At 53.3% G+C, this 25324-nt stretch carries 21 protein-coding genes and 1 rRNA gene; 5 read left to right on the top strand and 17 right to left on the bottom strand.

Going from position 1 to position 25324, the window contains the following annotated elements; translation table 11 throughout:
* The first annotated feature begins 7 nt into the window (after positions 1-7).
* Positions 8-123: ribosomal RNA gene (gene rrf / locus ACQE32_RS00005) — 5S ribosomal RNA — on the top strand.
* Between the two features lie 265 nt (positions 124-388).
* On the top strand, positions 389-1693 hold the full coding sequence (locus ACQE32_RS00010) for an MFS family transporter (RefSeq protein WP_426980599.1): 1305 nt from the start codon (positions 389-391) through the stop codon (positions 1691-1693).
* Between the two features lies 1 nt (position 1694).
* Here ACQE32_RS00010 and ACQE32_RS00015 read toward each other — a convergent pair whose 3' ends face one another.
* The 5 genes from ACQE32_RS00015 to trxC form a co-directional block, all read right to left on the bottom strand.
* Entirely contained in the window at positions 1695-2015 is a 321-nt protein-coding gene (locus ACQE32_RS00015) for a YfiM family lipoprotein (protein ID WP_426980600.1), read from the bottom strand.
* 53 nt (positions 2016-2068) lie between these two features.
* Positions 2069-3424, bottom strand: a complete 1356-nt coding sequence (gene pssA / locus ACQE32_RS00020) for a CDP-diacylglycerol--serine O-phosphatidyltransferase (RefSeq protein ID WP_426971505.1) — start codon at positions 3422-3424, stop codon at positions 2069-2071.
* A gap of 105 nt (positions 3425-3529) precedes the next feature.
* On the bottom strand, positions 3530-6193 hold the full coding sequence (locus tag ACQE32_RS00025) for a bifunctional acetate--CoA ligase family protein/GNAT family N-acetyltransferase (RefSeq protein ID WP_427021159.1): 2664 nt from the start codon (positions 6191-6193) through the stop codon (positions 3530-3532).
* A 32-nt stretch (positions 6194-6225) separates the two neighbouring features.
* Positions 6226-6927, bottom strand: a complete 702-nt coding sequence (locus ACQE32_RS00030; protein ID WP_426971507.1) for a tRNA-uridine aminocarboxypropyltransferase — start codon at positions 6925-6927, stop codon at positions 6226-6228.
* A gap of 80 nt (positions 6928-7007) precedes the next feature.
* Positions 7008-7427 carry a thioredoxin TrxC gene (trxC, locus tag ACQE32_RS00035; RefSeq protein ID WP_250650708.1) on the bottom strand — a complete coding sequence of 140 codons (420 nt, stop codon included), beginning with the start codon at positions 7425-7427 and terminating at the stop codon, positions 7008-7010.
* Between the two features lie 202 nt (positions 7428-7629).
* Here trxC and ACQE32_RS00040 point away from each other — a divergent pair, with 202 nt between their 5' ends.
* Positions 7630-8703 carry a tRNA/rRNA methyltransferase gene (locus tag ACQE32_RS00040; RefSeq protein ID WP_250650707.1) on the top strand — a complete coding sequence of 358 codons (1074 nt, stop codon included), beginning with the start codon at positions 7630-7632 and terminating at the stop codon, positions 8701-8703.
* 271 nt (positions 8704-8974) lie between these two features.
* On the opposite strand, the gene ACQE32_RS00045 is transcribed toward ACQE32_RS00040, so the two are convergent.
* Positions 8975-9913: a LysR family transcriptional regulator gene (locus ACQE32_RS00045; RefSeq protein WP_427021738.1), complete on the bottom strand. Its 939-nt coding sequence runs from the start codon at positions 9911-9913 to the stop codon at positions 8975-8977.
* Between the two features lie 80 nt (positions 9914-9993).
* Here ACQE32_RS00045 and ACQE32_RS00050 point away from each other — a divergent pair, with 80 nt between their 5' ends.
* The gene (locus ACQE32_RS00050) at positions 9994-10947 is read left to right on the top strand and encodes an MBL fold metallo-hydrolase (protein WP_427021160.1); all 954 of its coding nucleotides are present in this window, start codon (positions 9994-9996) and stop codon (positions 10945-10947) included.
* A gap of 335 nt (positions 10948-11282) precedes the next feature.
* Here ACQE32_RS00050 and ACQE32_RS00055 read toward each other — a convergent pair whose 3' ends face one another.
* On the bottom strand, positions 11283-11612 hold the full coding sequence (locus tag ACQE32_RS00055; protein WP_427021161.1) for a hypothetical protein: 330 nt from the start codon (positions 11610-11612) through the stop codon (positions 11283-11285).
* A 271-nt stretch (positions 11613-11883) separates the two neighbouring features.
* On the opposite strand from ACQE32_RS00055, the gene ACQE32_RS00060 reads away from it, so the two are divergent.
* Complete coding sequence (locus ACQE32_RS00060; RefSeq protein WP_426971514.1) at positions 11884-12567, top strand: O-methyltransferase; 684 nt, start codon at positions 11884-11886, stop codon at positions 12565-12567.
* Between the two features lie 160 nt (positions 12568-12727).
* Here the strand turns inward: ACQE32_RS00060 and emrB are convergent, their stop codons facing one another.
* The 10 genes from emrB to nrdI form a co-directional block, all read right to left on the bottom strand.
* Positions 12728-14263, bottom strand: a complete 1536-nt coding sequence (emrB, locus tag ACQE32_RS00065; protein WP_426971515.1) for a multidrug efflux MFS transporter permease subunit EmrB — start codon at positions 14261-14263, stop codon at positions 12728-12730.
* A gap of 14 nt (positions 14264-14277) precedes the next feature.
* Positions 14278-15453, bottom strand: coding sequence for a multidrug efflux MFS transporter periplasmic adaptor subunit EmrA (gene emrA / locus ACQE32_RS00070; RefSeq protein ID WP_426971517.1), 1176 nt, complete (start codon positions 15451-15453; stop codon positions 14278-14280).
* Between the two features lie 153 nt (positions 15454-15606).
* Positions 15607-16140 carry a transcriptional repressor MprA gene (gene mprA / locus ACQE32_RS00075; protein WP_426980609.1) on the bottom strand — a complete coding sequence of 178 codons (534 nt, stop codon included), beginning with the start codon at positions 16138-16140 and terminating at the stop codon, positions 15607-15609.
* A gap of 439 nt (positions 16141-16579) precedes the next feature.
* Positions 16580-17764 carry an MFS transporter gene (locus ACQE32_RS00080; RefSeq protein ID WP_426980610.1) on the bottom strand — a complete coding sequence of 395 codons (1185 nt, stop codon included), beginning with the start codon at positions 17762-17764 and terminating at the stop codon, positions 16580-16582.
* A gap of 252 nt (positions 17765-18016) precedes the next feature.
* The gene (gene proX, locus ACQE32_RS00085; protein WP_427021162.1) at positions 18017-19012 is read right to left on the bottom strand and encodes a glycine betaine/L-proline ABC transporter substrate-binding protein ProX; all 996 of its coding nucleotides are present in this window, start codon (positions 19010-19012) and stop codon (positions 18017-18019) included.
* 64 nt (positions 19013-19076) lie between these two features.
* Positions 19077-20249, bottom strand: a complete 1173-nt coding sequence (gene proW / locus ACQE32_RS00090) for a glycine betaine/L-proline ABC transporter permease ProW (protein ID WP_426980611.1) — start codon at positions 20247-20249, stop codon at positions 19077-19079.
* On the bottom strand, positions 20246-21442 hold the full coding sequence (proV, locus tag ACQE32_RS00095) for a glycine betaine/L-proline ABC transporter ATP-binding protein ProV (protein WP_427021163.1): 1197 nt from the start codon (positions 21440-21442) through the stop codon (positions 20246-20248). The genes proW and proV overlap by 4 nt, the downstream gene beginning before the upstream one ends.
* A 382-nt stretch (positions 21443-21824) precedes the next feature.
* Positions 21825-22787 (bottom strand): class 1b ribonucleoside-diphosphate reductase subunit beta, encoded by a 963-nt coding sequence (gene nrdF, locus ACQE32_RS00100; RefSeq protein WP_427021164.1) that lies wholly within the window; start codon positions 22785-22787, stop codon positions 21825-21827.
* A gap of 21 nt (positions 22788-22808) precedes the next feature.
* Positions 22809-24944 (bottom strand): class 1b ribonucleoside-diphosphate reductase subunit alpha, encoded by a 2136-nt coding sequence (gene nrdE / locus ACQE32_RS00105; protein WP_427021165.1) that lies wholly within the window; start codon positions 24942-24944, stop codon positions 22809-22811.
* Positions 24917-25321 carry a class Ib ribonucleoside-diphosphate reductase assembly flavoprotein NrdI gene (gene nrdI, locus ACQE32_RS00110; RefSeq protein WP_426971525.1) on the bottom strand — a complete coding sequence of 135 codons (405 nt, stop codon included), beginning with the start codon at positions 25319-25321 and terminating at the stop codon, positions 24917-24919. The genes nrdE and nrdI overlap by 28 nt, the downstream gene beginning before the upstream one ends.
* Between the last annotated feature and the right edge of the window lie 3 nt (positions 25322-25324).

Below are 25324 nucleotides of genomic sequence, written 5' to 3' on the forward strand. Positions count from 1 at the left end.
GAATTTGCCTGGCGGCGAGAGCGCGGTGGTCCCACCTGACCCCATGCCGAACTCAGAAGTGAAACGCCGCAGCGCCGATGGTAGTGTGGGGCCTCCCCATGCGAGAGTAGGGAACTGCCAGGCATCAGATAACGACGGAGCCTCAGCGAAAGCTGAGGCTTTTTCGTATCTGCAGTTTACCGCCACTCTGCGACTTTACGCTGCTTTTCATCACTATAGTTCCGAAAACTATCCGTTTCCTTTACTATTTCAGCTTGCCGGGAAGCAATAATATCTGCTACTTCACAAAACCGATCCTTGAAAACAAAACATTTTATTAACATCGCCCTTTAATGCTTTACTGTTTTTTTAGCCTTTTAGGCAGCAAGGAATCACAGTGAGGCACAATATGGCTGATGTTATAACCACCAGTAAGCAAACCGAAGAGCTGGCAGCGGGATCCCACAAAGCCCGTATTCGCGCAATCATCGGTGCATCGTCAGGCAATCTTGTCGAATGGTTTGATTTCTACGTTTACTCTTTTTGCTCCCTCTATTTCGCGCATATTTTTTTCCCAACGGGAAACCCTACCACGCAACTGGTACAAACTGCCGGCGTTTTCGCTGCGGGTTTTTTAATGCGTCCGATTGGTGGATGGCTTTTTGGCTGGATTGGCGATCGTCATGGACGTAAAACCTCCATGCTGATCTCTGTCTGCATGATGTGTTTCGGCTCCCTGGTTATCGCCTGTTTACCTGGCTACGCCACCTTAGGAGTCTGGGCGCCGATACTGCTGCTGCTGGCACGTCTGTTTCAGGGATTATCGGTAGGCGGAGAATATGGCACCAGCGCGACCTATATGAGCGAGGTCGCGATAGAAGGGCGCAAAGGTTATTACGCATCCTTTCAGTATGTTACCCTGATCGGTGGCCAACTGCTGGCACTGCTTACCGTGGTGGTATTACAGCATGTGCTGGAACCGGAAGCGCTGCGTAGCTGGGGATGGCGTATTCCTTTTGCGCTGGGGGCGGTGCTGGCGATCGTTGCGCTCTTTCTGCGGCGTTCGCTAAACGAAACAACCAGCGATAAAACACGACAGCATCAGGATGCCGGTCGGCTACGAGGTTTATGGAAACATCGGCGCGCTTTTTTAATGGTGCTGGGTTTTACCGCTGGCGGATCCCTGAGTTTCTATACCTTCACCACCTATATGCAAAAATATTTGGTCAATACCGCCGGTATGGATGCCAAAAGCGCCAGTGCATTGATGACCCTTGCGCTGTTTATTTTTATGCTTATTCAGCCGCTGATGGGCGCGTTATCCGACCGAATCGGGCGTCGTAACTCCATGTTGATGTTTGGTGCCGGTGCGACGCTGTGCACGGTGCCGATCCTGACGCTGCTTCAGAATAGCAAAAGCAGCTGGCTGATATTTATATTGGTTATGCTGGCGCTTCTGATTACCAGCTTTTATACCTCTATCAGTGGCATAGTTAAAGCCGAGATGTTTCCACCGGAAGTACGCGCGCTGGGCGTTGGTCTTTCATATGCGGTGGCGAATGCTATTTTTGGCGGCTCGGCGGAATATGTCGCGCTGTCGCTCAAGGCTGCGGGAAACGAGACCTGGTTTTTTTGGTATGTTTCGGTGATGGGCGCGCTGGCGTTGCTGGTATCGCTGATGCTACACCGTAAAGGGCAGGGCATGAAACTCTAAATTACTGACCCGTATTCCACAGCGCAAAGCCGGCCGCTGCGCCGGCAATATCCCAGCTCATGTCCTTCCAGCTCCAGCCGCTTCCTTCCGGGCGGCTGTCATAAAATTCTTTGGCTGCGCCAAGACCAAAGGCAAACATCAATCCGAAACTGTTGCTGTGATGCTGCGACCAGTTTTGCTGCTGCCCATATTCGTTGCCAGCGGCAGAGAGAAGCGCAGAACCAATAAAATGCTGGACTTTATCCTGACCGGTCCAGCGATCCTGCGCCATGTGGCTACATCCCGTACAGCATAAGCATATTAAGATCATTGCTATTCTCATTGCCGCTCCTGAATCAGAAAGAGACATTAAGGCGGGATATCACATCCTGTGGTTTACAGAATGCGGCTTATCAGTCGGTCAATTCTGATTCGGCGCAGCCGTCTGATTAGCTTGCGTACCTTTACCGGATAGTCGGCAATACTGTCGAGATCGCGAAAATGTTTGACCACGCTGGTATGCTGGCGAATTAGCGACAGCTCACGCTCGCGCTGCTCCGCCAGCTGCTGTAGAGGATCATGGATCAACACCGCATTTTCCAGATCCAGGCGCCAGGCGCGCGGGTTAAGGTTGTTGCCGGTAATCAGCATCCACTCCTCGTCCACCCACATTCCCTTGAGGTGATAGCTGTTTTCACCATCTTTCCACAGGCGCACGGTCAGCTGACCATTACTCACGTAGTATTGCAGCCTGCTCAGGAAACGTCGCAGATTAATCTCATACAAATAGGGCAGCGCGCCGATAATTTTAAACGGTTGATCTTCGGGAATATAAAAATCATTTGCCGTTTTATCGCCAACGATAATTTCCACTTCTTTCCCCTGACGCAACAGCCAGATAATATTGCGCACCAGAATCGCCGGCAGATTGAAATAAGGCGTACAGAGCGTCAGCTTATGTTCCGTACAGGGCATCAAATGATAGATGGTTTTATTCAGCAGGCTACGCTTTCCCAGCCCAACCAGCGGCGTTACCGCCAGCTCTTCGTTACCGGCATTCGGGGTAAAAATGTAATCAAAACCGCGCAGATCCTGGCGGAACTGGCGGGTTTCATTTTTGATTTCCGGGCTTTTGGGCCGCTCATGACGATCGAGCCGATGGACCGCGACCGCATTTTTCAGGTTGCGATCGATCCATTCAAACATGGTATTGGCTAACTGCGGATTACGAATCAGCTGATAGCGATCGTAGCGATATTTGTCATGTTGGTGCAGATAGACGTCATTGATGCTGGCACCGCTGTAGAGCAGCGTATCGTCAATGATAAAGCCTTTCAGATGCAGCACGCCCAACGCTTCCCGGGTATTAACCGGGATCCCATATACCGGAATAGCGATATCCGGATGCTGGCTGGCCATATCGCAATACCAGTCGGCGTTCGTCACGCCTTTAGCATCGCCGATACGGCCACGCTGTGCCCGATGCCAGTCAACCAGGACACTGATATCCAGTTCCGGGCGCGCGCGTCTGGCAGCGTAAAGCGCGGACAGAACGGCGCGTCCGGCATCATCGTTTTCCAGATAGAGCGCGACAATGCAGATGCGTTTCGTTGCACTGGCGATTTTTTCCAGCAGCGTAGCGCGGAACTCGGATGGCGAGTAAAGCGTGGTTACATCAGCAACTGACTGAGACAGTTTGGGCAGCTGTGCAAGGTGTTGTTGGTGTTTATTGCGCTTAAATTTGGACAACATCACAGTGCGCTTCTTCTCTATTCATTGAGTGGTCTTCTGCCATAACATCATGGTTCTAACCGACAATATTAACATTAACACGGCGCAAAGGGCGATCTTCACGAGTTAATGTTGCTCGCCAGCGTGAGTAAGAGGCAGATGCAGACTAACGATACCATCCTCCAGCTGCACATCTACGCTGAATCCCAGCTTTTTCGCCAGGGTAATCATGCCCTGGTTATTGGGCATGGTAATACCATTTAACTGCAACAGGCCATGACTACGGGTATAAGCCAGCATTTTTTCCAGCAGGCGTCTGCCAAGCCCCAAGCCTTTTAAATCCGAGCGTACCAGGATAGAAAACTCCGCATCGATATTGTCCGCATCAGAAATGGCCCGGGTAACGCCGATAATTGCCTTCTCACCCTGCTGTTCACGCACGGCAACAAAAGCCATTTCTCGATCGTAGTCGATTTGCGTCATATTGGCTAAATCCTCATGGGTAAACTCATTGATCTCGCTAAAGTAGCGATAGTAGAGATCTTCTTTGGTTACCTGAGCAATAAAGCGCTGCAATAACGGCTCATCTTCCGGCAGAATGGGGCGGAGCAGACAACGTTCACCGTTTTTCATGGTGATCCACTCCTCCAGGGTATGCGGATAAGGGCGAATAGCGAGCCGCGATTCATTGACGCCATTAAATCTGGCCAGCGTCAGGGTGACATCCAGCAGGGTAAACTCATCACCAGCGGCCAGGAGAGGATGTATATCAAGCCGCTGGATCTCCGGGCAATCTACGATCAGGTTAGAAACCTGTACCAGTACCTGGCTTAACGCCGCGATATCCAGCGGTCGCAGTGCGCTGCGACCGCGAATCTTACCCCTCTTAATCGCCTGAATAACCAGATAGCGCGCCAGGGTCATATTAAGCGGCGGCAGCGCCACAGAGGCGTGCCGATCCGCCTGCCACTCTACGCCTCCTTCGCCCAGCATAATCACCGGGCCGAACAGCGGATCCTGTTCAACCACGATCCGCAGCTCCTGAGCTCCGGCGCGATTTGCCATGCTCTGTACCAGCAACCCATGGATCCTTGCCTGCGGCCAGGCCAGCTTCACCCGATCGATAATGGCATTGGCCGCCTGCTGAACCTCACCTGGAGTGCGCAGATAAAGCATAACGCCCTGAACATCAGATTTATGGGGGATATCCGGCGACCGCAGCTTCAGCGCGACGGGATAACCGATTTGACCGGCAATATGCACGGCTTCAGCGCTGTCGCCAGCGATCCAGGTCGGCAGCGTAGTCAGGCCATAAGCCTGCATAATAGCCTGCACCTCATGGGTATCCAGCTGCGTGGCCCCTTCGTCTAACGCCTGCTGAATCAGCTGGTGAGCGTAAGCGGTATCCTGTTTCAGCGTGATCGGCAGGGCAGGAGTTTCACGCAGTTGTTTTTGGTTACGACGGTACTCCACCATATGCATAAAGGCGGTTACCGTACCCTCGGGCGTACGATAGGTGGGGATTGCCGCATCGCTGAACGCCCGACGCGCTTCCAGTGAAGAGTATTCGCCGCACCAGTTGGTCAATAGCGTCAGGCTTTTGCCGCGCGGGTGCTGTTTAATCAGCTCTATCAGCCGAAGTGCGGTTTCGGTAGCGGGCGCGACAGCGCTGGGAGCATGAATAATCATCAGCGCATCCAGCTCATGACAGTCAAGCAGGGCGGCAACCGCCTGCAGATAGCGTTCCGGCGTGGCATCATCTTTCAAATCGAGCGGATTATCCGGGACGATTTCCACAGGAAGCTGAGCGCGTAGCGTTGCCTGCGTCGCGTTATCAAGCTGGGCCAGTTTGCCGCTACGCAGCTGTAACGCATCCAACGCCAGCGCAGCGGGTGCCGCACCATTGCTCACGATCATTAACCGCTCGCCGCGTAGCGGACGCATATGACTTAAGGTTTCCACCGCTGAGAACAGCTCATGCGTATCCTGCACCCGCAGCAGACCCGCTCGCTGAATAGCCGCGTCCCAGGCGGCATCCAGCCCGGCATGCGTTTTCAGTAACGCCTGCGCCTGCGGGCTACGACCACTTTTAATCACCAGAATGGGTTTATTGCGCGAGGCGCTACGGGCGGCGGAAACAAACCGGCGCGCATCGCTGAGATGCTCCAGATAAAGCAGAATTGCGCTGGTTTTGCCGTCACGCGCCAGGAAGTCGAGCAGATCGTCAATATCAGTATCCAGGCTATCCCCCAGGGCGATAAACCAGGAGAAGCCGAGCTGACGCTGCTGCGCCCAGTCAAGAATGGTATTGGAAACGGCCGCCGACTGGGAAACAAAGGCCAGCTTGCCTTTTAAGATGGGAACCGGGGAGAAACTGGCATTCAGTCCCTGCCACGGGGCAAGCAGGCCAAGACTGTTGGGGCCAAGCAGACGAATTTGCCAGCGGCTGGCGCAGGCTTTCAGTTCCGGCTGCTGGCTTTCCGGGGCGGAAAGAATAATACAGGCTTTGCAGCCTTTTTCACCCAGCTGCTGTAGCAGGGCAAGATTACGGCTGGCATTGGTACAGATCACCGCCAGCTCAGGCGCAAAGGGCAAACTGGCAACATCTGGCCAGGCGAGCACACCCGATACTGCCTTATATTTCGGCGTAACGGGCAGAACCGGGCCGCTAAAACCGCCGGCCAGCAGGTTACGCATCATCAGATAACCTGCCCGCCCGGGCTTTATTGAGGCGCCAATAACGGCAATAGATTTAGGGCGTAACAGCGCTTCCAGTCCACGTTGACTCATTTCCTGTCCCTCAGGCGATAGTTAAGCTGAGTCTAAACGCTTTCTGTTTCATCTGCCGTGAGATGAACCGGATGATGAGGTTTTCCTGCCAGATAGCGCTGGCGAAACAGCGTAAAGTGGGCGCTGAGCGCCTGAGCGGCAGCTTCATCGCCTGCCTGGCGCAGCAGTTCAGCTGCCACCTCGGCGGTACAGTGTTGTCCCGCACCGTGGGCCTCACGCAGCGTATAGCCGGAAGGCGTAGTCAGGCGTAACGACATCACCGGCAAGGCATCCAGCCAGGGGCTTTTGCGAAACATTTTCCGCGCCTCGGTCCAGGTGCCGTCCAGCATAATAAACAGCGGCGGCTTGCCGCTTAACGGCGGACTATTTAACACCAGGCGATCGCTATCGGCATAGGATTCGGGAAACACCACCATCGGCTGATAGTCACTATTTGCTACAGCAGCCAGCAATGCCGGATCAGGTTCAGTGCGTGACCAGCCGAAAGCCTGTGTATCAGGAAGAATATCGGCAATCAGACGGCCAGTATTGCTTGGCTTCATGGGCTCGGTATCAAACATGACCAGGCAGAAACGGCTGCGTGCGGACTGCACGACAATTTCACTGCACAGACAGAGCTTTTGCGGCAACAGGCAGCCCTGGCAGCGTTGAACACGATTGCCACGAGCGAGAAAAGGACGGGTAGCGCGCGCCAGGCGCTCGGCGCGCAGGCGTAAAACGGCGTTATGGGTCATTACATTGAGCTGGCAAAAACGCCATTGTAGCGGGAAGTGGGCAGGAAGCGTAGCGCGGCTGACAGGGCCAGCCGCTATTATTACAGCGCTTCGTCCAGCCACTCATTAAATGGCGCTTTCGGCATCGCGCCGTTCAGCATGTCGGCCAGTTCGCCCTGCTTGAACAGCATAATGGTAGGAATGCTGCGAATGCGGAAACGGGCGCTGAGCGCGGGCTCGGCTTCGGTATTTACTTTTAAAAAGCGCACCTTACCGCTGCGTTCGCTGGCCACATCTTCATAAATGGGGGCGAAGTTAACGCAGGGACCGCACCACGGCGCCCAGAAATCAACCACTACCGGCAGGTCGTCCTGCAGATATTTATCCAGCGTGTTGGCGGTGGCATTGATGACTTCACCATCAAACAGCTCGTTACCGCAGCGACCACACCTGGCCCCATCGGCAATGCGCTCTTCCGGAACGCGGTTCGTTGCCTGACAGGATGCACATACCGTATTCATTTATCACCTCAGGGTTTAATCGTTAACAACGCATTAAACTGCTAATTTTATGCGTAAGCTTAATTATCAGTCGGCTGCTATCGGGCAACAACATGGAATAGTCAATGAATATAATAGTTGGCGACTTTTAGCGGAAGTTGATGGCATACAACCTGTGCTTCAGGTAATCTTCGCGCTTCGCGCTCAGCAGGTGGAGGAACAGATGAACGACGAATTCAAAGGTAAAAGCGGCAAAGTCAAAGTGATGTATGTTCGCGGTGATGATAACAATGATAAACGCGGACAAAATCCCCGTACGGGCAAAGGCAGCAGGCCCGGCGCTGACCGTCAGGAAGGAAGCCGTCGTCCATCGCGTCAGTCTGAAAGCCCGGCACGCGGCGGACGCGACGGTAAGTTCCGTGGCGACCGCGAGCGCGATCGTGATGAGCTGCCGCGTGGCGAGTCGCCGTGGCGCACCGTTTCTCGCGCGCCGAATGAAGAGGCTAAACCCGATCATGGCGGCATCAGCGGCAAAAGTTTTATCGATCCGGGTCAGCTGCGTCGTCAGCGTCTGGAAGAGACCCGCGTCTACGGTGAAAACGCCTGTCAGGCGCTGTTTCTGAGCCGTCCGGAATGCATCGTGCGTGCCTGGTTCGTTCAGAGCGTTACGCCGCGTTTCCGCGAGGCGCTGCGTTGGCTGGCAGCTAACCGCAAAGCCTATCATGTAGTGGATGAAGCCGAACTGGAGAAAGCCTCCGGGACTGAGCATCATGGTGGCGTCTGCTTCCTGATTAAAAAACGCGTTGGCACACCGGTCAGCGACTGGCTGGCAACGGATCGTGAGCAGGATTGCGTTCTGGCGCTGGAAAATGTCGGCAACCCGCACAATATCGGCGGCATTATGCGCAGCAGCGCGCATTTTGGCGTGAAAGGTTTGCTGGTGGATGATGCGGCAGTGCTGGAGTCGGGCGCGGCGGTACGTACCGCTGAAGGCGGCGCCGAGCATGTACAGGCATTGAGCGCGAAGAGCTTTGTTGCGGGTCTGGAAGCATTCCGCAATGCGGGTTACACCATTGTCACCACCTCCAGCCACAAAGGCAGCACGCCGTTAACGCAGGCAAAACTGCCGGCGAAAATGGTGCTGGTGCTGGGGCAGGAGAGCGATGGCCTGACTGAGTCTGCGCTGCAGCAGGGTGATCTGAGCGTGTCGATTGACGGTACCGGCAAAGTAGAAAGCCTGAACGTGTCGGTTGCGACCGGCATTCTGCTGGCGGAGTGGTGGCGTCAGAACCACTAAGCCGCACGCGGGCAGGTAATCAAAAAAACGGACATTAGGCCCGTAATGCCAGGCAGTTAAGGATCGGTTGAACGATCCCGGGGCTGTATATGAATCCGGAGACATTTCTGTTTCCGGATTTTTTTATGCATTTTTTCAGCATATTAACGTTGTTCACTGGTACGCTCTGTTTCGTAATCTTCCCGTTTCTCTAAGCGGCTTTTACCCTGAATCATCAACCGCTTTCTTGCCAGGCCTGGCACCGTGATGCTTAAAACCGTTGCCTGTGCCGTCACTCAGGCCCGAAAGGTAGCGCTTTTATTACTCGCTCTAATACAGTCCGCAGCCACTTCAGTGGCATATCGTTATCGGAACATTTATGCCACAGCAGCGAGAGCGTAATCTCCGGCGTCTCTACCGGAACGGGGCTACAACGTAATCCGTAATGAGAAACCCAATCGGCAGCCAGCCCAGAGGGCACGGTCGCCAACGCGGGTATGCGTTTCAAAAGAGGGGGTAAAGAGGAAAAGTGCGGCGTAACGTAACGAACCCTGCGTGATTTTCCCTGCAATGCTAATTGCTCATCCACAGCGCTCCACGTTGATCCGCGATACGAAACCAGTACGTGATCATGTTCTACATAATTTCCCACTGTCAGCGGCGCTTCCAGCGAAAGCTGTTCAGGGTGCCAGAGCGTACAAAAGTTGAGTGAGCGGATATTTTCACGCCTTAACGTGGCGGCAGCGCTCTGACCAACCGAAATAGCCAGATCTATCTCCCTTTGGAGAACGTGCTCACTGTCACGGAAAGGATCGCTGGCCTTCACCTGCAGAGTTATTCCCGGCGCCTCACGTATTACACATGCCTGCAATTCTGGCATCAGCCAACGCTCAACCCAGTCGCTCATACCAAGACGAAAAACATGGGTTGCATTCGCAGGCGTAAATGAGGGGGGGTGAAACAGAATATGCTGCATCTGTTCCATTAATGGTCCGAGTGCAGCAATAAGCGCTTCGGCACGCGGCGTGGGGATCATCCCTCCTGCGGTGCGAACAAACAGAGGATCGTCAAACATTTCACGCAATCTGGCCAGTGCATTACTGACCGCCGGCTGCCCGAGATGCAGTTTTTCAGCTGTACGTGACACGCTGCCTTCCCGCTGCAGCACGAACAGCACCGTCAGCAAATTTAGATCGATACGATGAAAATCATTTTCTCTGATAGTGAACATTATATTAATCAATTTGAATGATAGTGACTTGCTGAGGATACTGCCGATCACGTTCAAATGACATTTTAGTGGGGACTTCAATGAAAATTATACTGACGCTGATCGCGACACTTATCTTTTCCAGCCAGCTCCTGGCTGCCGAACAGACCAGTACACTGGATGAACAGGCTCCCGGTTACTATCGTATGAAACTGGGAAAACTGCGCATTACCGCCGTATCTGACGGCACGGTAACGATACCGTTGAATACATTGCTGACTAACATTTCACCGGAAAAATTACGTCAGGCGATGGCCAGAGATGCAATGACGCCGCACGCAGAGACGTCGATTAACGCCTATGTAATAGACGATGGCAAAAAGCGCATTTTAGTGGATACAGGTGCAGGAGAGCTGTTCGGAAACAGGGGAGGGCATCTGCTGGCAAACCTTGCAGCAGCAGGTTATCCATCTGAATCCATAAATGCCGTCTTGCTTACTCATATTCACGCAGATCACTCCGCTGGCGTGTCACGCTCGGGCAAGCTCGCGTTCCCAAATGCTGACGTGTATGTGGATAAACGAGATGTAGACTTCTGGCTTAACCCCTCTAACGTAAATCAGGTTGAGGCGGGTGAGGCACACACTTTTGCTGAAAGTGAACGAACCCTTCGCCCGGTTATCAATGCCGGCCGGTTAAAAACATTTCTGGCCCCTGCAACACTGGTAAACGGAATACGTGCTGAGTCCGCTGCTGGTCATACGCCAGGAAGTGTGCTGTATCGTGTGGAAAGTGAAGGTCAGACACTGGTGTTATGGGGAGATATTATCCACGCCAGGGCGGTACAGATGTCAGATCCGCACGTTGCAATCCATTTTGACGTAAACCGCCAGCAGGCAATTAAAACGCGGGAACGGATACTCAAACAGGCTGCGGAACAGGGTTATTGGGTAGCTGCCGCACATATTTCGTTTCCGGGACTTGGTCACGTAAAACGTGAGGGTAGCGGTTATCGCTGGGTGGAAAGTAACTATACGACCCAGTTAGGACAATAGCGTTTCAGTTCCGTTTCGAATACTTACGCATTCTGAATACCTGTATCAAGCCGGGCCTCAACCACGGCGTCAGAATTTGCAGCGGTGCGGCTGTTATGAGAATTATCAATGGCCGTAGTTATGCCTGCGTGAATATTTGAGTCAATTGAGCTCTGAATGTATTAGGGCTGTAACAGCAGCCCTGTGCCGGCGAAGAAGATTTACACACTGGCGTTTATTTCGATACCTGCACGCCGATTATTACCGGAAAATAAGTACTATGAGCCATCCAAAGCTCACAATGAAAATTGTGGGTTACGATGTTAACGCTAAGGTCATATTTGACCTTATGTCAGTTACTGACTCAGTTCAGAATTAGTTATTAATCTGCGATAGCGCCATGATTTGTAGGCGAATATAGGCGGTTGTATGAATACGACAACCGCAATACCACAAAGTAGACCTATTGAGCCTGCAAATACGCTTTCATCTGAGCCGAAAATAATAAGCAAACCCCAAATGGCTAAACAGCACAATACAACGCTACTGGCTAGAATGAAGCGGTTAGCCAGATCTTGTATGGCTTCAGCTAGTGAGCCACCATAACTCTGGGTATTGGTTTTAATTTTTAGAAGATCAGCGTTGCTAAAACCCGACTTCAATAGATCTGCCTCGCTTACTTTCATAACATTCTCACCCTTCATCCTTAAAATTTTACAAAAAGCACATGGCGAGTATATATGAAACTTGCCGACAAACTGACTCGCGGCAGGTGGAGCTTTACCCTCCACTTTAATACGTTATGTAACAAACCACACAAACAACCGAGGGCCGCATTACGGCCCTGAACAGACAGACCAGGCCCGCTTTTCGCTCATATGAAAGTTAACGTACCATGGGCTGTAACAAACAGCATCCATACTCCTTATAAGGCCACCAAAGGAGAAAAAATTTCGTATGCGAACCCCTGATTATCCTTCCCGGGACTCTGATAAATGGGCACAGGTTGATACCTGGTTTGCTGAAAAGCTCGCCCCTGAAGGAGCAGATTTAAAATACACTCTTATTAATAACGCAGAGCAAGGATTACCTTCGCACGATGTGTCTGCTTTACAGGGAAAAATGCTGGCGCTCTTCATTCAAATGATACGCGCTGTCCGCGTTCTTGAAATAGGAACCCTTGGAGGTTACAGCACGATTTGGATGGCCAAAGCTTTACCCCAACATGGAAGCCTAACGACCATTGAATTCAATAAGCATCATGCAGAGGTTGCCCGCCAGAATATAAACAATGCAGGATTAACTGAGCGCGTTGAGCTTTATACCGGTGCTGCACTTGATGTCTTACCCACGCTTAAAGCCCCCTTTGACCTTATTTTTATCGATGCTGATAAAGTGAATAATCCACGCTATCTGGAATGGGCAATAAAACTGTCCCAACAAAATACGGTTATCGTCGGGGATAATTCAGTACGCGGCGGTAGTGTGATTGAATCCGATAGTGAGGATCCTAATGTACGGGGGCTGAGAGAATTTGTTCAGATGATTTCAGAAGACGAGCGACTTGAAGCTACAGCAATCCAGACCGTCGGTGAAAAGGGATGGGATGGTTTCGTCATGGCGATAGTTAAAGACAGATAATTATTCAACTGACCAAAACAGGTTCGCTCCTCGCTCAAAGCAGCAGACGAACGCATTCCAGGTTCCAATAAAAAAGGCTGCTATCTCAGGTGAGATAGCAGCCTTGAACCATTGTTAATCTTAACTCACCAGCATTAAGCCCATTTTTTATGGCTGAATATCAGTGCGCGCCACCACCGCCGCCGCCAGAGGTGAAAGGCGGACGGGCAAACCAAATCAGCGCCAGCAGAATCAGGAAGATCCCGGCAGAGGCCCAGAATATCTCGTTAGCAGAGATAATCAGCCCCTGATTAGTGATCTGCTGAGCGATATAGCCAGAGGCCTGCTGCTGCGTCATGCCCAGCTGTTCCAGCTGGCGATAGGTTTCCTGCGCATTAGGGTTATAAGGATTAACCGACTCGGCGAGATAGCTGTGATGCATCGATTCGCGATTGGTCCACATAGTGGTGGTAATCGACGTACCAATCGAACCGGCCAGGGTACGCAAAAAGTTCGACAGGCTGGATGCGGCAGCCAGACGTTCCGGCGGCAGTCCCGATAGCGTAATGGTGGTCAGCGGCATAAAGAAGCAGGCTACCGCCAGCCCCTGGATAAACTGCGGCCAGGCAGCTGCGCCGAAATCCATTCCCGGCTCGAAAGTGTAGGCGCGCCAGTAAAAACAGACGGCATACATAATAAAGCTGAAGGCAACCAGGCGGCGCATATCGATCTTATGGGCAAAGCGGCCGATAATCGGCGACAGCAGCACCGGGAAGATGCCCACCGGCGCAGAAGCCAGCCCGGCCCAGGTTGCCGTATAGCCATACACTTCCTGCAGCAGCTGCGGCAGCAGCACGATAGAGCCAAAATAGAGCATATAGGCCAGGCTTATCGACAAACAGCCAATGGTGAAGTTACGCGATTTAAACAGCGTCAGATCCACCACAGGATGATCGTCAGTCATCTCCCAGACAAACAGTACCGCCAGCGCCACCACCGCCACTACCGTAAGCACGATAATTTCAGTAGAGCTAAACCAGTCCAGTTCACGTCCGCGATCCAGCATGATTTGCAGCGCACCGATACCCACCACCAGCAAAACCAGGCCCACCGTATCGATTGGCCGAATTTCAGTTTTGGTTTCACGGTGGCGCAGGGTTTGCAGCGTCAGGATCGTGACCACAATGCCGATGGGCACGTTAATAAAGAAGATCCATCCCCAGTGGTAGTTATCGCTGATCCAGCCGCCAAGGATGGGACCGCAGATCGGCGCCACCACCACTGTCATTGCCCACAATGACAGAGCGATACTGCGCTTAGCGGGCGGATAGTTGCTTAGCAGCAAACTCTGCGACAGTGGGATCAGCGGGCCGGCAACCAGCCCCTGAAGCACGCGGAACAGGATCAGCATCGTCAGGCTATCCGCCACTCCGCACAGAAAGGAGGCGGCGGCAAAGGCCACGGTTGACCAGAGAAACAGTTTTACCTCGCCGATGCGTTTCGCCAGCCAGCCGGTAATCGGAATGGAGATCGCATTCGCCACGCCAAACGAAGTAATAACCCAGGTTCCCTGGGAGTTCGACGCGCCGAGGTTACCGGCGATGGTTGGAATGGCAACGTTGGCGATGGTGGAATCCAGCACCTGCATAAAGGTCGCCAGCGACAGCGCGATGGTCATCAGAACCAGCGGAGCGCCTTCAAGCGGCTTTTGCGCCATAACTGCCTCCCGGATTATTCGCCCGCATTGGCGCGAATAATCTCGCTGATTAACTGATTCACCGGCGCCAGATCGATCGCCAGCGCATCGCTCTGATAAGCGGGCGTCTGACGCACCTGGGAAGCCAGCATGCTGCCTTCTTTACTGGAGGTATCCACTTTCACCAGCGTGGAAAGACCAATGCGCAGCGGATGCTCGGCCACTTCTTTGGCATCCAGTTCAATGCGTACCGGTAAACGCTGAACCACTTTAATCCAGTTACCGGTGGCGTTCTGCGCAGGCAGCAGCGAGAAGGCGCTGCCGGTGCCCATATCCAGGCCCACCACTTTGCCGTGATAGACCACGTCGTCGCCATAAATATCGCTGACCACCGTAGCAGGCTGACCAATGCGCACGCCTGCCAGCTGCGTTTCTTTGAAGTTGGCATCAACCCAAATCCCGGTAGCCGGCACAACGGCCATCAGTGGTGTAGAGGTGGAGATTTGTGCGCCAACCTGCACGCTGCGGCGAGAGACATAACCATCGATAGGGCTGCGGATTTCGGTGCGTTGTAAGGCCAGCCAGGCATCACGCAGCGCGGCGGCGTTCTGCTTCACCGCCGGCTGGTTTTCCAGCGAGGTATTCAGAATCGCGGCCTGGTTTGCATTATATTGCTGTACCGCCACATCCAGTTGCGCTTTTGCGGTAGCGACCGCATCGCGCGCATGTTGCAGCTCTTCGCGACCAATCAGGTTAGAGGCACCCAGCGGCTCGCGGCGTTTTAGATCCGCTTCGGCCTGCGCCAGCGCGGTTTTTTGCAGCTCGATAGTTGCCTGATACTGTTTACTGTTGATCATCTGCTGATGCGTTTGGCGCACGCTGGTGGCCAGAGCGGTCTGTGCTTTTTCAAACGCCTGTTCGGCATCGGTTTTATCCAGCGTTACCAGCACATCGCCTTTCTTTACAAAGTCGGTGTTATCAAAGCCAATTTTGTTCACGCTGCCAGCGACCTGAGCCATGATCTGCACCTGATTGCCTGCCACATAGGCATCATCGGTCTCTTCAAAATGGCGCAGTACCAGGGCCCAGTAAATCAAATAAGCAACGCCAACCAGAACAAACAAAACAGCCAGAAAAATCAACGCGCCTTTACGCTTTTTCTTTTTATTGGCTGGCTGTTGCGGTTGTTGCGTTTCCGCATTCGCACTCATGCTTCTCTCCACATTTTCCACGTATACACGTATTTCGGGGTGCGCCTTTCCATGTGTGCAGGGACCCGAGCCTAAAATGCCAGCGTTAGCGCTGGCATGGATAAAAGGGGATCAAAATAACGGTTTCTGAGAGTGATTGTGTCGCAGGAATTGCTATTGGTGGGAGAGGGAAGAAATAACTTCCTCTTCATCCATCTGGTCAAGACGGTTCAATAACTTACGCGTCAGGCTTTCCAGCTGCGCTTTTTCACTGCTGCTCAGTGAGGACCACAGATATTGCAGGCTCTGATGCTGCGGAGGAAGAACCTGACGCAGGAAAGCGTTGCCTTTTTCTGTGAGATGCAGGTGCAGGCAGCGGCGATCGTTATCGCTTTCACGGCGTTCAATCCAGCCGCGTTTTTCCAGCTCATCGGCGATGCGCGTGGCATTGGTACGGGAAGAACCCAGCGCGGCGCTCAGTTCAGAAGGCTGAATGCTCTGGGTTTCCTGCGCATCCAGCGTAATCAATGCCATAAACAGTGTCTCGTTAATCCCCTGAGCTTTCAGCATCTTGTTGCGATTATCCAGCAACTTGCTCTGCATGTGCATACACAGACGCGTCAGTACGATTTCCTGGAGCGGAAAATCTTTATGACGTGTAGCACGAATATTCAGCATCTGTTCAATGGGAGTAAACGAACTTTCCATCTTAAAGGAACCTCATTAGTTGCAACTGGTAGAGTAGTGGTGATGACGAAACAGACATGAACATCTTTACCAGTAGCGATGGCTCATACGATCGCAACGTCATCATCTAAAGTTTCGGCTCACTCCATAAGCCGAAGGTTGGGCAGCATGGCTGGTTCAGCAGATCGTACAGAATCTGTCGAACCAGCCGGGCAAAATAAACCTTAAACGCACCGCTTTTAACGAATAAACATGCTTGTTGCTAATGTAACAAGCGCATGTCAGGCGCCAGTTTTGCGTAGGCTTAATGCCATCTGACAGCGATATTCTTTCCCTGGGCTGAATAATTTCTTACGAAAAAATAACTAACATGAATAAATTTACCGCTAACCATACCAGAGTGGGTTACGGCTTTATAGCCTGCCGGCACTGAAAAAAATGGCTCTTTACACTTTAATGGTTAATTATTGTGATCTTCGTAGCGGTAGCCTTGCCACCAGCTCAACAGATTAAGCAAAGTTAATAACAACCCGGCGATACAGACACCGTACCAGCCAGCAAAATGATAAGCGCTGGCAGAGATAAGCGAACCGGCGGCACCGCCGATAAAATAGCTGGTCATGTAGCCAGCCGTGAGCCGGTTGCGCGCTTCGGGCATGCGCCGATAGATGACGCTCTGGTTAGTGATATGAACGCCCTGTACCGCCAGATCCAGCAGGATAATGCCGGCAATCAGGGCCAGCAGTGAATGCGCGCCCAGGGCGGTCAGGCCCCATGATCCCAGCATTATCAGCAGCCCCAGCGTGGTGGTCAGGCGCGCTTTGCCCTGATCCGCCAGTGAACCAGCCTGACGCGCAGCCAGCGCCCCCGCCGCGCCTGCCAGGCCCAGCAGGCCGATTTCGCCTTCCGAATAGCCATAGGGCGGAGCAGCAAGTAAAAAGGCCATCGAGGTCCAGAGCACGCTGAAGTTGGCGAAGGAGAGACAACCAATAATGGCGCGCGTGCGGATAACGCGTGACTGAGCATAGAGACGGAAAATAGAACCAAGCAGCTGGGGATAGCTAAGCTCTACCGTTTGACGATAGCGTGGCAACCCGCGCCACAGCGCCAGCGCCATCAATACCATGAGCAGGCTGGCGACCCAGAATACGGCGCGCCAGCCGCCCAGTTGTGCCAGCGCACCGGCAACGGTACGTGCCAGCAGAATCCCTAGCAGCAGGCCGCTCATGACGGTACCCACCACTTTGCCTCGCTTTTCCGGCGCGGCGAGCGTGGCGGCCAGTGGCACCAGCAACTGAGCAACAACCGAAAACAGGCCGGTCAGCGCAGTACCAAGCAGCATCATGCCGAGATTATCAGAGAGCGCGGTAATCACCATGCCGCCCGCCGCCAACAGGCTCATGCCAACAATCAGTCCGCGTCGTTCCAGTCGATCGCCAAGCGGCACCAGTAACAACAGACCGGCGGCATAGCCGAGCTGAGCAGTGGTGATAATGAAACCGGCCTGATTAACCGACAGACTAAAGCTGCGGGCAATAGTATCCAGCAGAGGCTGCGCGTAATAGTTACTGGCCACCGCCAGCCCCGTGGCGATAGACATCAGGGCCACCAGCGTTGGACTAAGCCCCTGGGATGTTGAATTCATAAGCAATAAGCATGGTTGATAAATCGTCGTCGCTAATAGTAACCCAAAAAACTATTTCATTGTTGGTTGTGTTTAACAGGACATACCAGTTTTGTTTACGTTAAACAGCGTTATCGTAACCTTTAACCGATGAAATGAAAGGATAAATAAAAAACGGGCAACATTTGTTGCCCGTCAGGCCGCTGATTAGTGGCCAGTGCCGGAAGCCGAAACAATCACGCTAGCGGATCGCACCGGTATCCTCATGTGCTCTTATTTTGCTGCAGCTTTTGCACTGTCTATCCAGCGATCGAACTGCGCCTGATGCGCTTTAATCCAGCCATCAACATGCGCGTTAATCGCCTGTTCAGAAGACTGCCCCTGATGCATACGCGAGTTTTGTGCGTTGATATCGGCAATCGGCAGTTTCATCTCAGCAAACAGTTGCGCCGCCGCCGGGTTTTTCACGGCCCAGGCTTTATTGGCGACAATATGCATGGTGTTAACCGGGAAACCGTAGTTAGCGCCGTTCGGCAATTGGGTGTTCACCTCTTTCTGCGCGCCCGGCATGGAAGAGAAGGGCACCTGCAGCCAAACTACGTCGCGTCCCGGTACCAGAACATCGCTGATCCAGTAAGGGGTCCAGGTATAATAAAGGATCGGTTTGCCTTGCTTATAGCGGGCGAGGGTATCAGCCATCATCGCAGCATAATTTCCCATATTGGGCTCAACAGTCTTGCTCAGGTCAAAGGCCTGGTTCTGATGCAGGATCACCGCCTCGCAACCCCAGCCAGGCGCACAGCCGGTCATATCCGCTTTGCCGTCACCGTTGGTATCAAACAGCCGCGCCAGCTTCTCATCTTTTAGCTGATCGATGCGGGTAATATGATACTTCTCGGCGGTTTTCTTATCGATCAGGTAGCCCTGTGCGGCACCGGTAACGTAGGTTCCCTGACGATAAAACACCTTATCGCCGCCAGCGGCGCGATACATATCATCATGCAGCGGTTGCCAGTTGACGGCGGTAAAGGTGGCGTCGCCGGATGCGATCGAGGTATAACCCACGTTGTAATCTACTTCGCTCGGCTTCTCAACGCGGTAACCCAGCTTTTCCAGCGCGCGACTAACCAGCAGCGTTTGAAAGCTCTCTTCAGAAATAGTGCTTTGGATCGGTTTAACGGTGATCCCTTTACCCGGTAAATCGGCAGCGAAAGTCGGCAGGGTAGCCAGCGAGGTCAAAGCGGTGGCCAGAAGGGCTATTTTGCGCATAGTGATTCCTTATTAATTGTTATCAGGCAGTAACGTGACGGCGTACAGCGACGCCGTCAGCGCGTTACTTGATCAGGCGGGTCAGTAAACCCAGCGGACCGGTGGCGTACCAGCGTTGGTTGCCACGGCTTCGGCTGTTGCGGCCAAAGGATTGCGTCAGGCGATCGAGGATAATAGCGAGAATAACAATACCGACGCCGCCTACGGTGGCCAGCCCCATATCAAGACGGCCAATACCGCGTAACACCATTTGCCCCAGGCCGCCGACCGCTATCATCGAAGCGATAACCACCATCGACAGCGCCAGCATCAGCGTCTGATTCACGCCAGCCATGATGGTTGGCATCGCCAGCGGCAGCTGAACCTTAAACAGCATTTGCCGTGGGTTCGCGCCAAACGACTCTGCCGCCTCGATCAGATCCGCCGGTACCTGTTTAATGCCAAGAACGGTCAGACGTACAATCGGCGGCAGGGCAAAGATAATGGTCACCACCACGCCCGGCACATTGCCGATACCAAACAGCATCACAATCGGTACCAGATAGACGAAGGCGGGCGTAGTTTGCATGGCATCCAGCAGCGGGCGAATAATACGTCCGGCGCGTTCGCTGCGCGCCAGCCAGATCCCCAGCGGCAGGCCAATAACAATACAGAACAGCAGGGCGGTTAAGACCAACGCCAGCGTAACCATCGCCTGCGACCAGGCACCGATAGCACCAATCAACACCAGGGAAATCAGGGTTGCGATGCCCATGCTGACGCTGGAGAGCTGCCAGGCGATAAGCGCAAACAGCACGATTGCAACCGGCGCAGGCATGCCCAGCAGCAGTTGCTGAAAAGCGCTCAGGATATAATCTACCGGAATGCGGATCCCCTGAAACAGCGGTCGGAAATGGCTGACGATCCAGTCGATCCCATGCGTAACCCAGCTATCAAGCGGGATCAGCGTGTGATGAAAAGGATCCAGTATATTGAAGTGTTCCGCCTGCGGCGCGGGCGCGCTGTTCAGCCAGTCGCTGTTGCTGACAACGGCGTCGTGGCCTTCAGCCGCTCCGGAAGGCGAACCCCAGGCGTCGCCGCTGCTGGGCTGGGCTGCGCCGTTGTCAACAGACGCGCCGCCGCTGGGCTGGACTGCGCCGTTATCAGCAGGCGTGCCGCCCCAGGGATCGCTGGCTGTATCGGTTGCCGCTGGCTGTGATGATGCATTTTCCCACGGATTGTTGTTTGGCTGACTCATTGCTGGCTCCCCTCGCGATCTAATGCCTGTAACAGCGTGCCTTTGGAAATAACCCCGATATACTGATCTTCGTCGCCGATAATCGGCACGGCGCACGGCGCCTGCGCCACATGCGACAGCAGCTCATTCAGGGACATATCGCCAGGCACAGCGGCGGGCGCAGCAAGGATCGCGGCGTCAATGCCTGCTCCAGCCGCCAGCGCCGCCTTCAGCGAATCGGTGGAAACCACGCCAACAAACTTTTGTTTTTCCAGCACGTAGCCATATTCCCGATCTTCATCCTGCAGCAGCTTGATTGCCGAGCGTGGACCAAAGCCGGGAGATTTGCGGATCAGCGCGCTGGCGCCGCGACGGGCAATATCTTTGGCGCTAAACACATGGCTAATATCAACGCCACGGAAAAAGGTGCGCACATAGTCATTAGCGGGATTATTTAAAATTTCATCCGGCGTTCCGACCTGCACCACTTCACCGCCCTGCATAATGGCAATGCGATCGCCAATGCGCATCGCTTCATCAAGATCATGGGAAATAAAAATAATGGTGCGCTGATGTTTCGCCTGCAGTTTTACCAGCTCATCCTGCATTTCCGTACGAATTAAGGGATCGAGCGCGGAAAAAGCCTCGTCCATTAATAAAATATCAGGATTAATCGCCAGCGCGCGTGCTAATCCAACGCGCTGTCGCATACCGCCAGATAATTCATCGGGCCAGGCATGCGCATAATTTTCCAGACCGACCTGACGCAGCGCTTCCAGCGCTTTTTCCTGACGCTCCTGCTGTGGAACGCCCGCTAATTCCATACCAAAGGCGGTGTTATTCAGCACATTCATATGCGGCATCAGGGCGAATGACTGAAATACCATACTGATTTTATTTCGTCGTACTTCACGCAGCTCACTGTCAGATATTTTGGCAATATCGACTCCGTCAATGATTACCTGGCCGCGTGTCGGCTCTATCAGACGATTGAGAAGGCGAACCATAGTGGATTTTCCTGAACCGGAAAGCCCCATGATGACAAATATCTCGCCTTCTTCAATGGCCAGACTGGCATTCTTAACGCCTAAAGAGAGTCCGGTTTTTTCCAGTAACGCTTCTTTACTGATGCCCTTATCAATATATTTAAAAGCACGATCGGGATTCTCGCCGAATACTTTATAAAGATTCTTTGCTTCTAATTTAACTGCCATGCAATTTGAATATCCTGGTTGGTTAATTATTTTCGCTAATACTTGTCCTGGTGAAATTAAAGCGGCCTATACCCTAACATACTTAGAATCTCAGGCAACCCTTTGCGCGGCGCTGAGTGTCATGCTTTGAGATGCGGATCTCGCGTCAGGTCAGAAGGGTCAGGGGCTACGGGGAAATAATTGCAGGCTAAAAAAAGATGAAATAAGTGAGCAGGGATGCGCGGTTTTGCCATTATTTTCTGCTGGATGCCGGTGATAAATTACAGGCGCAGAAATGGAAAAAAGCCATTATTTATAGCGAAAGTTCGCAGAGAAATAACCGTTATTTTAATGGCTGACGCGTTAGAGAGGAAAAGGGCGCGGAGGTGCGCCCAAACGTTATTTAAAAGTCCCAGTCTTCATCTTCGGTATCCACCGCTTTGCCCATTACATATGAGGAGCCGGAGCCGGAAAAGAAATCGTGATTCTCATCAGCATTTGGTGACAGCGCGCTTAAAATCGCCGGGTTAACCTGGGTCATTTCTGCCGGGAACAGCGCCTCATAACCCAAATTCATTAGCGCCTTATTGGCGTTATAGTGCAGGAAGGCTTTGACCTCCTCCAGCCACGGCGTTTCGCCATATAATGCCTCGGTGTACGCCATCTCGTTGTCATACAGCGCCATCAGCAGCTCAACGGCAAACTTCTGCAGCGCATCACGACGCACCGGATCGGCTTTTTCCAGTGCTTTCTGATATTTATAGCCTATATAGTAACCATGCACCGCTTCATCACGAATAATCAGGCGGATAAGGTCGGCGGTATTCGTAAGCTTGCCACGGCTTGACCAGTACATCGGCAGCCAGAAACCGGAATAGAAAAGAAACGACTCAAGAAAGACGCTGGCGATTTTCTTTTTCAGCGGATCGTCGGCGCAGTAGTGCTGGTGGATCAGATCGGCTTTATTCTGCAACGGGCCGCAGCTTTCGCTCCAGCTATAGGCAGCATCCACTTCGTTAACCGGACAAAGCGTAGAGAAAATCGAGCTGTAAGAGCGCGCATGTACCGCTTCCATAAAGCTGATATTGGACATCACCGCCTCTTCGTGCGGCGTTAGCGCATCAACCATCAGCGCAGGCGCGCCGACGCTGTTTTGCAAGGTGTCCAGTAGCGTCAGGCCGGTAAAAACGCGGATAGTTAACTGCTGCTCTGTTTTGCTCAGGCTATTCCATGCCGGTAAGTCGTTAGAAAGCGGCACCTTCTCCGGCAGCCAGAAATTAGTGGTCAGGCGGTTCCAGACCTCCAAATCTTTCTCATCGTCGATGCGGTTCCAGTTTATCGCCTGGATGCGCTTAAGGTTTTGCATAACTCGATCCATCAATTCAGTTTATAGCGAGCAGGAAACGCAACCCTGCACCTCAGTGCCTTCCAGCGCCATCTGCCGCAGGCGAATGTAATAAAGGGTTTTGATCCCTTTCTTCCATGCGTAGATCTGAGCGCGGTTAATATCGCGCGTGGTGACGTTATCGCGGAAGAACAGCGTCAGCGACAGCCCCTGATCGACATGGCGGGTCGCTTCCGCATAGGTATCGATAATCGCCTCCGGGCCAATCTCATACGCATCCTGCCATTGCGCGAAATTCTCATTGGTCAGGAAGGGAGCCGGATAGTAAACGCGTCCGGTCTTGCCCTCCTTACGAATTTCGATGCGCGAGACGATAGGATGAATGCTCGACGTGGCGTGATTGATATAAGAGATCGATCCGGTTGGCGGGATCGCCTGCAGATTTTGGTTGTAGAGGCCGTCGCGCATCACCGCTTCCCGCAATGCTATCCAGTCCGCCTGGGTCGGCAGGGCGATGCCCGCCCCGGCAAACAGTCGGGCAATGCGCCCGGTACGCGGTAGCCAGGCCTGCTCAATGTAGCGGGTAAAATAGTCGCCGCTGGCGTAGCGCGATTGTTCAAAACCGGCAAAGCGCTGCTTTCTCTCCCGCGCCAGCTGGTTTGACGTGCGCAGCGCATGGTAAGTGATGCAGTAAAAATAGAGGTTGGTAAAATCCAGCGCCTCCGGCGAACCGTAAGCGATCCCTTCCCGCGCCAGGTAACCGTGCAGGTTCATCTGTCCAAGGCCAATGGCATGTGATTGCGCGTTGCCATGCTCTATTGAAGGCACCGAGTGAATATGGCTCATATCGGATACGGCGCTCAGGCCGCGCACCGCGATCTCAACGGTACGCGCCAGATTGCCGGAATCCATCGCGTGGGCAATATTCAATGAGCCGAGATTACAGGAGATATCCTTCCCGATATGGCGATAGCTGAGATCGTCATGGTAGCTGGAAGAGCTATTCACCTGCAGGATCTCCGAGCAGAGATTGCTCATATTGATGCGGCCCTGCACCGGGTTGGCGCGGTTAACCGTATCCTCGAACATCAGATAGGGATAACCCGATTCGAACTGGATCTCCGCCAGCGTCTGGAAGAACTCGCGCGCATCGATAAAGGTTTTACGGATACGCTCGTCCACCAGCATCTCATCATATTTTTCGCTGACGCTGATGTCGGCAAACGCCTGGCCATACAGGCGCTCTACGTCATACGGCGAGAAAAGGGCCATGGGCTGATTCTCTTTCGCCAGACGGAAAGTAACATCCGGGATCACCACGCCGAGCGACAACGTTTTGATACGGATTTTCTCATCCGCATTTTCCCGTTTGGTATCAAGAAAGCGCAAAATATCGGGATGATGGGCATGCAGATAAACTGCGCCTGCACCCTGGCGCGCGCCCAGCTGATTGGCGTAGGAAAAGGCGTCTTCCAGCATTTTCATTACCGGGATCACGCCGGAAGACTGATTTTCAATACGCTTAATCGGTGCGCCCGCTTCACGCAGGTTAGAGAGCAGGAAGGCCACACCGCCGCCGCGTTTTGACAGCTGCAGCGCGGAATTTACCGCGCGACCAATCGACTCCATATTGTCTTCGATACGCAATAAAAAGCAGGAGACCAGCTCGCCGCGCTGCTGCTTGCCGCAGTTAAGAAACGTTGGCGTTGCCGGCTGGAAGCGGCCGGAAAGCATCTCTTCCATCAGCGCCGTGGCTAATTTGCTGTCGCCCTGCGCCAGCGTCAGCGCCACCATACAGACGCGATCGGGAAAATCTTCGAGGTAGCGTTTGCCGTCGAACGTCTTGAGCGCATAGCTGGTAAAAAATTTCCAGGCGCCTAAAAAGGTGTCAAAGCAAAAACCCCAACCCGCCGCCCGCTCAAACAGCTGGCAGACAAATTCAAAGGGATAAGCGTTCAACACGTCCGCTTCGTAGTAGCCTTCCGCTACCAGATACTGCAGCCGCGCCGTGAGCGAGTCGAAAGACACGCTGTTGGGGATCACCTGCTGCAGCCAGAACTGGCGCGCCGCCTCACGATCTTTATCAAACTGGATATTTCCCTGCTCATCATAAAGATTGAGCATGGCGTTCAGCGCATGATAATCGGGCGCTAGCTGTGGGCTGTCTGTTGTTGCCAAAATTGGGTCACTCCCGCTTTAACGTTGGCGATATCGTCAGGGGTCCCCATTAGCTCGAAGCGGTAAAGGTAGGGAACCTGACATTTTTGCGCAATGATGTCGCCGGCCAGGCAAAAGCCTGCGCCGAAGTTGCGGTTGCCTGCGGCAATCACGCCGCGCAACAGCCGACGATTGGCTGCATCATTAAGAAACTGAATAACCTGAGCGGGTACCGCGCCGCGCACGCTACCACCGCCGTAGCTGGGTACCACCAGAATAAAAGGCCGATCTACCTGCAGGCGTTGCGCTTTATCTAACGGAATGCGGCGCGACGGCAGGCCGAGCCGGGTAACGAACCGGTGGGTGTTTTCCGACTGGCTGGAGAAGTAGACCAGCATGCG

Source organism: Pantoea sp. FN0302, assembly GCF_050113775.1.
GTDB lineage: Bacteria > Pseudomonadota > Gammaproteobacteria > Enterobacterales > Enterobacteriaceae > Mixta > Mixta alhagi.

Bases quoted from the DNA above. Each gene is read 5' to 3' on its own strand.
- ACQE32_RS00010 (WP_426980599.1), top strand. From the start codon at position 389: ATGGCTGATGTTATAACCACCAGTAAGCAAACCGAAGAGCTGGCAGCG.
- ACQE32_RS00015 (WP_426980600.1), bottom strand. From the start codon at position 2,015: ATGAGAATAGCAATGATCTTAATATGCTTATGCTGTACGGGATGTAGC.
- pssA (WP_426971505.1), bottom strand. From the start codon at position 3,424: ATGTTGTCCAAATTTAAGCGCAATAAACACCAACAACACCTTGCACAG.
- ACQE32_RS00025 (WP_427021159.1), bottom strand. From the start codon at position 6,193: ATGAGTCAACGTGGACTGGAAGCGCTGTTACGCCCTAAATCTATTGCC.
- ACQE32_RS00030 (WP_426971507.1), bottom strand. From the start codon at position 6,927: ATGACCCATAACGCCGTTTTACGCCTGCGCGCCGAGCGCCTGGCGCGC.
- trxC (WP_250650708.1), bottom strand. From the start codon at position 7,427: ATGAATACGGTATGTGCATCCTGTCAGGCAACGAACCGCGTTCCGGAA.
- ACQE32_RS00040 (WP_250650707.1), top strand. From the start codon at position 7,630: ATGAACGACGAATTCAAAGGTAAAAGCGGCAAAGTCAAAGTGATGTAT.
- ACQE32_RS00045 (WP_427021738.1), bottom strand. From the start codon at position 9,913: ATGTTCACTATCAGAGAAAATGATTTTCATCGTATCGATCTAAATTTG.
- ACQE32_RS00050 (WP_427021160.1), top strand. From the start codon at position 9,994: ATGAAAATTATACTGACGCTGATCGCGACACTTATCTTTTCCAGCCAG.
- ACQE32_RS00055 (WP_427021161.1), bottom strand. From the start codon at position 11,612: ATGAAAGTAAGCGAGGCAGATCTATTGAAGTCGGGTTTTAGCAACGCT.
- ACQE32_RS00060 (WP_426971514.1), top strand. From the start codon at position 11,884: ATGCGAACCCCTGATTATCCTTCCCGGGACTCTGATAAATGGGCACAG.
- emrB (WP_426971515.1), bottom strand. From the start codon at position 14,263: ATGGCGCAAAAGCCGCTTGAAGGCGCTCCGCTGGTTCTGATGACCATC.
- emrA (WP_426971517.1), bottom strand. From the start codon at position 15,453: ATGAGTGCGAATGCGGAAACGCAACAACCGCAACAGCCAGCCAATAAA.
- mprA (WP_426980609.1), bottom strand. From the start codon at position 16,140: ATGGAAAGTTCGTTTACTCCCATTGAACAGATGCTGAATATTCGTGCT.
- ACQE32_RS00080 (WP_426980610.1), bottom strand. From the start codon at position 17,764: ATGAATTCAACATCCCAGGGGCTTAGTCCAACGCTGGTGGCCCTGATG.
- proX (WP_427021162.1), bottom strand. From the start codon at position 19,012: ATGCGCAAAATAGCCCTTCTGGCCACCGCTTTGACCTCGCTGGCTACC.
- proW (WP_426980611.1), bottom strand. From the start codon at position 20,249: ATGAGTCAGCCAAACAACAATCCGTGGGAAAATGCATCATCACAGCCA.
- proV (WP_427021163.1), bottom strand. From the start codon at position 21,442: ATGGCAGTTAAATTAGAAGCAAAGAATCTTTATAAAGTATTCGGCGAG.
- nrdF (WP_427021164.1), bottom strand. From the start codon at position 22,787: ATGCAAAACCTTAAGCGCATCCAGGCGATAAACTGGAACCGCATCGAC.
- nrdI (WP_426971525.1), bottom strand. From the start codon at position 25,321: ATGCTGGTCTACTTCTCCAGCCAGTCGGAAAACACCCACCGGTTCGTT.